The organism is Photobacterium sp. BZF1 (assembly GCF_014349205.1).
Classification (GTDB): Bacteria; Pseudomonadota; Gammaproteobacteria; order Enterobacterales; family Vibrionaceae; genus Photobacterium.
Genome location: NZ_JACSOF010000227.1, coordinates 1 through 6,899, shown reverse-complemented (window position 1 = coordinate 6,899; position 6,899 = coordinate 1). Strand labels below are relative to the sequence as shown.

The window sequence follows — 6,899 nt, the reverse complement described above, 5'->3', positions numbered from 1 at the left end:
GATCAGCGGGTTGTCGGTGGGCGTATTAGTGGTTGAGGCCGAGGAAAAAAGCGGATCACTGATCACTGCGCGCTATGCCCTTGAACAAGGAAGAGAGGTATTTGCCATTCCTGGCTCGATCCATAACCCGATGAGCAAAGGTTGTCATGCACTGATAAAAAACGGTGCTAAATTAGTAGAATCTCCGGTCGATATCTTTGAGGACGTTGGGGTACTCACGGAGTGTGCAAAAAGTAGCCGGTTGGCACATTCAGTCCCCCATCCTGAAAATGAAAAATTGCCATTTACAGCGCTGTTGGCTAACGTAGGCAATGAGGCAACACCCGTAGATGTAGTTGCTGAACGCAGTGGATTACCCGTTCATGAAATCATGATGCAGTTACTCGAATTGGAATTGCAAGGTGTGGTCGCTGCTGTACCAGGTGGCTATGTCAGAACGAGGAGGGGCTAGTTATGATGGATATCCTAATGTACCTGTTTGAAACCTATATCCACAGTGATGCGGAGCTCATGGTTGATCAGGATGAACTTTCCGAAGAGTTGCTTCGTGCTGGTTTCCCTCAGGAAGATATTTACAAGGCGCTCGAGTGGCTTGAAAAGCTAGCGGCCCTGCAAGAAACCGAAGAAACCCCATATATGAACACCAGTTCCGTGACGGCCATGCGTATTTATACGGCGCAGGAAATGTCGCGGATGGATATCTCTTGCCGTGGATTTTTGACTTACCTAGAGCAAATTCACGTGCTTGGCGCAGATACCCGCGAAATGGTCATTGACCGGGTAATGGCTTTGGAGACGTCTGACTTCAACCTTGATGATTTGAAATGGATCATCTTGATGGTGCTGTTTAATGCACCGGGCAATGAAAGTGCCTACAGCCAGATGGAAGAGCTGCTGTATGGCATGGAAGATGGTTATATACACTAAATCCTTATGGGTCGGGTGTTATTGAAGATGAATTGAGTAGTATGTCTGGAAAAATTAACACCCAGTTGTTCAGTGCCCATGAGCATGCCCTAGAGCATGACAACCAATGTCCGAAATGCGGCTCGCCGCTAGCGATGCGAAATAGCAAGCGAGGCCCTTTCCTTGGCTGCACTCACTATCCTGAGTGTGACTACATTAAACCCTTGGCGCAAAACGATGGCCACATCGTCAAGCACCTCGGACAGCCCTGCCCTGATTGTGGCGAAGAGCTAGTACTTCGCCAGGGGCGCTATGGTATGTTTATCGGCTGTAGTGGCTATCCGCAATGTCATCATATTGAATCACCAGAGAAAAAAGCCGAATCGACCCATGTTGCCTGCCCGCAGTGCCAGAAAGGGAACTTGGTCGAGCGCAAGTCACGATACGGCAAGGCATTCTATGCCTGTGATCAGTATCCGGCCTGTCGTTTTGCGGTCAATGCCAAGCCGGTGGAAGGCCAATGCCAAGAATGTGGCTTTGGTTTGTTGATTGAGAAGAAGTTGGCCAGTGGTACCAAGCTGCAATGTGCCGATCGGCGCTGCCATACCTACCAGGAACCAGTTAATGATGAGTCCTGAAGCTTGCCGCTAGGGATGGCTATTGCCTGTTGGGTGAAATGACGGATAGAAAAAAGCCAGCTTAACGAAGCTGGCTTTTTTGTTGGGCAATGACCTAGCGCTTAAGGGCAGGAAATGCCTCTGGGTCAAGGTGACCGGCAATGGTTGCTAGCACGCTGTCGAGTTGTTCTTGGGACTCGGCACAGACATTGATATGCCCCATCTTGCGACCTGGGCGTTTTTCCTTGCCATACCAATGGATGTGGCACTGAGGCTCGCTGAGCAAAGCCGCCGGAAGGCGGTCTTCGCCAAGGATGTTGATCATCGCTGTCGGACGCAGCAATGCAGTGCTGCCCAGTGGCATACCTGCAACGGCACGTAGATGGTTCTCGAACTGGCAGGTCTCGGCACCCTGCTGGGTCCAGTGGCCTGAGTTGTGTACCCTCGGGGCAATTTCATTGACCAGCAACTTGCCGCCGACATCAAAGAACTCAATCGCCAGCACGCCGACATAATCCATCGACTCTGCCAGTGAGCGGAACATTGCCTCGGCTTGTTTCTGCAGTTCTTCATTGCCTGTCAGGGCAACAGATAGGCTGAGTACCCCGTCGGTATGGGTGTTTTCTGCCAATGGGTAGACAGCGATATCGCCATTTTTACTACGGGCACCAACCAGAGAAACCTCGCGGTCAAACGGAACAAACTCTTCGGCTACAATAGCTTGGTTGTCGGTCTGAGCCATGAATTCGGCCATTTCAGGCCAAATCTTGTCGGCATCTTCGCGTTGCTTCAGGCGCCACTGGCCTTTGCCATCATAACCTCCAAGGGCACTTTTCAATACCATCGGTAGGCCAATAGTCTCTATCGCGGTATCTAGATCTTCACGGCTGTTGATCAGGTGGTATTTGGCATTGGCAACACCGGCGTTGTCCAGCAAGGCTTTTTCCAAGCGGCGATCGCCACCGGCCTTGATAGCGTCGGTCGTCGGCAGGAACTTACCGCTCTGCTCACAGATATCGAGAATTTCATGGGGAATATGCTCGAACTCTGCAGTGATCACATCAGAATAGGTGATTGCGGTATTGAGTCCTTTAAGCATGACCTGCTGGGTCAGCGGATGAACCACATTGCCGGTACCGACATCATAAGCGAAGACTTCAATGTTAAGTGGTGCGCCGGCCAGCGACATCATACGGGCAAGTTGCCCGGCACCAAGTACCAGTACTTTCATTACGCTTCCTCGGCCGGATTCGGGTTGGCCAGAATGGTGTCAGTTTGTTCTTTGCGGAATGCATCGATAGCGGCCATCACGGTGCTGTCTTGGGTACCGATGATCTGTGCGGCTAGCAAACCGGCATTGGCTGCACCTGCATCACCAATAGCGAGGGTACCTACCGCCACACCTTTTGGCATTTGGACGATAGAAAGTAGCGAGTCCATCCCTTTTAGGGCACGGGACTGCACAGGTACCCCAAGAACAGGCAGGCTAGTGAACGCTGCGGTCATGCCTGGTAGGTGTGCTGCGCCACCGGCACCGGCAATAATGACTTTGATACCACGTGCTTGTGCTTGCTCTGCATACTCTGCCAACAGGTGCGGAGTACGGTGGGCAGAAACAACCTTGGTTTCATAAGCAATGTTGAAGCGGTCCAGCATTTCAGCAGCGTGCTGCATGGTTGGCCAATCTGACTTTGAGCCCATGATGATCCCAACTTTCATCCCGATCTCCTTTGGGGTAACTAAACTGTGAGGTATTAATGCATGTGCCGCGCATTATACGAGTATTTTTTGTGAAGGAAAACGTTTGCGTCAGGTAAATTGCAACAATGATTAACGAGCATGGAGTTGTTACTAAGGAGTCGGTAAGATAGGTAAACAGAACGTTAAAACTGACGTCAGTAAATTCAAAGAGGTACCTGTGGAGAACCTGAACCAAGTGGTTGCAGCCCTGCAGCAGCAGGATGTTATTGCCTACCCTACCGAAGCCGTGTTTGGTGTGGGGTGTGATCCCGATAGTGAAACCGCCGTCAATAAACTATTGGCACTCAAACAGCGTCCAGTTGAAAAGGGCTTGATCCTGATTGCGGCCAACTATGAGCAGTTGGCCCCCTATGTGGATGACAGCGCGTTGAGTGAAGAGCAAAAAAATCGTATTTTTGCCACCTGGCCAGGCCCTGTGACCTGGGTGATGCCAACCAAGTCGGGTGTCCCGAGCTTCTTGACTGGCCAGTTCGATACCATTGCGGTCCGGGTAACAGATCACCCTTTGGTACAACAGCTTTGCCTTGCTTTTGGTAAGCCCCTGACATCGACCAGTGCCAACCTGACCGGCCAAGAACCTGGCCGCAGTGTGGCCGAAGTAGAAGCGCAGTTGGGTACTCGCCTGTCTGCAATTTTACAAGGTGAAACCGGAGGGCGAGATAACCCTTCTGAAATCCGAGATGCCATTACCGGTAATATTTTCCGCCAAGGATAGGATACAGATAATGCAGCAAGTGAATAAAGAAGCCGTAAAAGCCTTTTTGTTAGATCTGCAAGACAGGATCTGCGACGCCGTTGCCGCACAAGATGGGCAGGCAAACTTTGAACAGGATGAATGGCAACGTGAACAAGGTGGTGGCGGCCGTAGCCGCGTACTACGCGAAGGGCGCATCTTTGAGCAGGCTGGCGTTAACTTTTCTCATGTGTTCGGTACCCAGATGCCGGCATCTGCGACCGCGCACCGCCCTGAACTTGCCGGACGTAGTTTTGAAGCAATGGGTGTCTCTTTGGTGATCCACCCGCGTAACCCGTATGTGCCGACTTCCCACGCCAATGTCCGTTTTTTCATTGCTGAGAAAGAAGGGGAAGATCCGGTATGGTGGTTCGGTGGTGGTTTCGACCTAACGCCATTCTACCCGTTCGAAGAGGATTGCCAGCACTGGCATGATACAGCGAAAGTACTTTGCCAGCCGTTTGGTGATTCCGTCTATGATGATCACAAGGCATGGTGTGATAAGTATTTCTTCTTGCCTCACCGCAATGAGACCCGTGGAGTCGGCGGCCTGTTCTTCGATGATCTCAACCAATGGGGCTTCGAGAAGAGTTTTGATTATATGCAGGCTGTGGGTAACGGTTATCTGGATGCCTATCTGCCAATAGTCGATAAGCGCCACCCTACCCCTTATGGCGAGCGTGAGCGTCAGTTCCAACTTTATCGTCGTGGTCGTTATGTTGAGTTTAACTTGGTATATGATCGTGGCACCTTGTTTGGCCTGCAAAGTGGTGGTCGCACCGAATCTATCTTGATGTCGATGCCTCCCCTTGCCCGCTGGGAATACAGTTACTCCCCCGAACCGGGTTCGCAGGAAGCCGACCTCTATGATAATTACCTCCAGCCACGAAGTTGGTAATGACTTAAAGGGTTTGAGTCATTGAATCGGCAATGATAGGGTCAGTAGCAATACTGGCCCTTTTTTATTGGTTTGATAACACGGAACCCCGGCATATGGATAAGTATGTTGTTTTTGGCAACCCGATTGCCCAGAGTAAATCCCCTTTTATTCACACCCTCTTTGCCCGTCAGACAGGACAGGACATGTGCTATGACGCCCAACTGGTTCCAGTTGACGGTTTCAAAGAAGCTGCGCAGGCGTTTTTTGCTGCTGGTGGCCGTGGTTGTAATGTCACTATGCCATTTAAAGAAGACGCGTTTGCATATGCCAACCAGTTGACCGAGCGGGCCCGGCTTGCTGGTGCCGTCAATACATTAAAGAAACTCGATGACGGTGTGATCCTTGGCGATAATACTGACGGTGAGGGGTTGGTGCAGGATTTGCTGCAGCACAGCACCTTGCTGGAAGGTCAGAGGGTGTTGCTTATCGGTGCAGGGGGCGCAGCTCGAGGTGTGGTATTGCCGCTATTGGCCCAGGGTGTTGGCTCATTAACGATTGCAAACCGCACGGTAGAAAAAGCCCAGGCGCTTGTTGAGCTTTTTTCTTCCCATGGCCCGGTCGAGGCGTTGTCTTTGTCCGAACTCGAGGGTAAAGAGTTTGATGTGGTCATCAACTCGACATCAGCGAGCCTAAGTGGTGAGCTTCCGGGTATCCCTTCGAGCTTGATCCGTCCCGAAGTGACTTGCTATGACATGGTATATGGGGCTGAGCCGACCACGTTTAATGTTTGGGCCAAAGAGCTTGGCGCAAGGGTAACGCTCGATGGCCTTGGCATGTTGGTTGGTCAGGCCGCTGAGAGTTTCATGCTATGGCGGGGGCTTCGCCCTGGAGCCAGACAAGTTCAGCGCGAGCTTCGCCGCACCTTACAGAAATAAAGAAGACAATGAACCAAGATATATTATTTGCAGATATACAGACCTGGGACAGCGAGCGTCAGGCCGTTAATTTTCCGGCCCAACAAGGCGGCGCATTGATTAACTGCTGGGTTAGCCGGGTATGGCTGGAGAATAAGTGTGGTCAGGCACTGGCTGACGAGGCAGCTGTCCTCGATGCATTTTCCCAGTGCCGCTTTGATTTGGAAGATATCGCCGAAAATTTGATTGAAGATGAAGATTTCAATCAAGATGGCGATATCGAAATCAATTGACCCCTACCCTTCTGCTAGGTACTCATTTTTCAGCCTGACATAGTTGTCGGCCGAACCTGATAAAAATGCGCGCTCTTTATCGGATAACGGGCGCGCTTGTTTTACCGGGCTGCCTATATATAGGAAGCCACTTTTTAGTACCTTGCCCGGGGGGACCAAGCTTCCGGCTCCGATCATTACGTCATCTTCAACGATAGCCCCGTCTAATACGATAGCCCCCATCCCTACCAATACCCGATGGCCAATCTGGCAGCCGTGTAGCATGGCTTTATGGCCGATGGTCACATCGTCTCCAATAAGCAAGGGGTGTCCAAGCGGATTATTATCGCTGGTACGGGTGACGTGCAGGACAGTACCATCTTGTACATTGCTTCTGGCTCCTATCTTTATATGGTTTACATCGCCGCGGGCGGCGACCAAAGGCCAAATACTGGCATCTTCTCCCAGGGTAATGTCTCCAACAAGTACAGCCGATGGATCGACATAGGCGCTAGAAGCGACATTAGGATAAGTGCCTTTATAGGGACGTATAGATGAAACCATATCGATGAGCCTTAAAATTTAAAGTTTATATCGTTAGATTAGCCTCTCAGCGGTACAAATAATATCGGAAAACGCGGCTTTTGTTTGATTAGTGTACAGTTGAGTCGAAAAGATGAATTTTTTTTGAAATTGCCCTTGCTAACGTGATCGAACTCTCTATAATGCCACCTCACCGACACGGAGCACGGCAACTTAAGCCGGCAACGTAGCGGATTGTTCTTTAACAATTTGACCATGCAATCTGTGTGGGCA

The 6,899-nt window shown here is 50.8% G+C and carries 10 protein-coding genes; 7 read left to right on the top strand and 3 right to left on the bottom strand.

Annotation, left to right across the window (positions count from 1 at the left end; all coding sequences use genetic code 11):
* The 3 genes from BIZ37_RS28740 to BIZ37_RS28730 form a co-directional block, all read left to right on the top strand.
* A partial coding sequence (locus tag BIZ37_RS28740; RefSeq protein WP_187464449.1) for a DNA-processing protein DprA occupies window positions 1–451 on the top strand: 451 nt, incomplete at its 5' end.
* Window positions 452–453: 2 nt separating this feature from the next.
* Complete coding sequence (locus BIZ37_RS28735; protein ID WP_107301400.1) at window positions 454–927, top strand: DUF494 family protein; 474 nt, start codon at window positions 454–456, stop codon at window positions 925–927.
* A 41-nt stretch (window positions 928–968) separates the two neighbouring features.
* Window positions 969–1,544 (top strand): type I DNA topoisomerase, encoded by a 576-nt coding sequence (locus BIZ37_RS28730; protein WP_187464448.1) that lies wholly within the window; start codon window positions 969–971, stop codon window positions 1,542–1,544.
* A 94-nt stretch (window positions 1,545–1,638) separates the two neighbouring features.
* Here BIZ37_RS28730 and BIZ37_RS28725 read toward each other — a convergent pair whose 3' ends face one another.
* Together BIZ37_RS28725 and purE are read right to left on the bottom strand one after the other, a co-directional pair.
* Window positions 1,639–2,754 carry a 5-(carboxyamino)imidazole ribonucleotide synthase gene (locus BIZ37_RS28725; protein ID WP_187464447.1) on the bottom strand — a complete coding sequence of 372 codons (1,116 nt, stop codon included), beginning with the start codon at window positions 2,752–2,754 and terminating at the stop codon, window positions 1,639–1,641.
* Window positions 2,754–3,242 (bottom strand): 5-(carboxyamino)imidazole ribonucleotide mutase, encoded by a 489-nt coding sequence (gene purE / locus BIZ37_RS28720; protein WP_187464446.1) that lies wholly within the window; start codon window positions 3,240–3,242, stop codon window positions 2,754–2,756. The genes BIZ37_RS28725 and purE overlap by 1 nt, the downstream gene beginning before the upstream one ends.
* A 199-nt stretch (window positions 3,243–3,441) precedes the next feature.
* On the opposite strand from purE, the gene tsaC reads away from it, so the two are divergent.
* From tsaC to BIZ37_RS28700, 4 genes are all read left to right on the top strand, one after another.
* A complete protein-coding gene (gene tsaC, locus BIZ37_RS28715; RefSeq protein WP_187464445.1) occupies window positions 3,442–3,999 on the top strand; it encodes an L-threonylcarbamoyladenylate synthase type 1 TsaC in 558 nt (185 codons plus the stop codon).
* A 10-nt stretch (window positions 4,000–4,009) separates the two neighbouring features.
* Window positions 4,010–4,915 carry an oxygen-dependent coproporphyrinogen oxidase gene (gene hemF / locus BIZ37_RS28710; RefSeq protein ID WP_187464444.1) on the top strand — a complete coding sequence of 302 codons (906 nt, stop codon included), beginning with the start codon at window positions 4,010–4,012 and terminating at the stop codon, window positions 4,913–4,915.
* Between the two features lie 95 nt (window positions 4,916–5,010).
* Entirely contained in the window at window positions 5,011–5,832 is an 822-nt protein-coding gene (gene aroE / locus BIZ37_RS28705; RefSeq protein ID WP_187464443.1) for a shikimate dehydrogenase, read from the top strand.
* An 8-nt stretch (window positions 5,833–5,840) separates the two neighbouring features.
* The gene (locus BIZ37_RS28700) at window positions 5,841–6,104 is read left to right on the top strand and encodes a DUF1488 domain-containing protein (RefSeq protein ID WP_107301407.1); all 264 of its coding nucleotides are present in this window, start codon (window positions 5,841–5,843) and stop codon (window positions 6,102–6,104) included.
* A gap of 3 nt (window positions 6,105–6,107) precedes the next feature.
* Here BIZ37_RS28700 and BIZ37_RS28695 read toward each other — a convergent pair whose 3' ends face one another.
* Window positions 6,108–6,647 carry a gamma carbonic anhydrase family protein gene (locus tag BIZ37_RS28695; RefSeq protein ID WP_187464442.1) on the bottom strand — a complete coding sequence of 180 codons (540 nt, stop codon included), beginning with the start codon at window positions 6,645–6,647 and terminating at the stop codon, window positions 6,108–6,110.
* Window positions 6,648–6,899: the final 252 nt, after the last annotated feature.

Bases quoted from the DNA above. Each gene is read 5' to 3' on its own strand.
- purE (WP_187464446.1), bottom strand. From the start codon at position 3,242: ATGAAAGTTGGGATCATCATGGGCTCAAAGTCAGATTGGCCAACCATG.
- BIZ37_RS28725 (WP_187464447.1), bottom strand. From the start codon at position 2,754: ATGAAAGTACTGGTACTTGGTGCCGGGCAACTTGCCCGTATGATGTCG.
- BIZ37_RS28730 (WP_187464448.1), top strand. From the start codon at position 969: ATGTCTGGAAAAATTAACACCCAGTTGTTCAGTGCCCATGAGCATGCC.
- BIZ37_RS28700 (WP_107301407.1), top strand. From the start codon at position 5,841: ATGAACCAAGATATATTATTTGCAGATATACAGACCTGGGACAGCGAG.
- BIZ37_RS28735 (WP_107301400.1), top strand. From the start codon at position 454: ATGATGGATATCCTAATGTACCTGTTTGAAACCTATATCCACAGTGAT.
- aroE (WP_187464443.1), top strand. From the start codon at position 5,011: ATGGATAAGTATGTTGTTTTTGGCAACCCGATTGCCCAGAGTAAATCC.
- hemF (WP_187464444.1), top strand. From the start codon at position 4,010: ATGCAGCAAGTGAATAAAGAAGCCGTAAAAGCCTTTTTGTTAGATCTG.
- BIZ37_RS28695 (WP_187464442.1), bottom strand. From the start codon at position 6,647: ATGGTTTCATCTATACGTCCCTATAAAGGCACTTATCCTAATGTCGCT.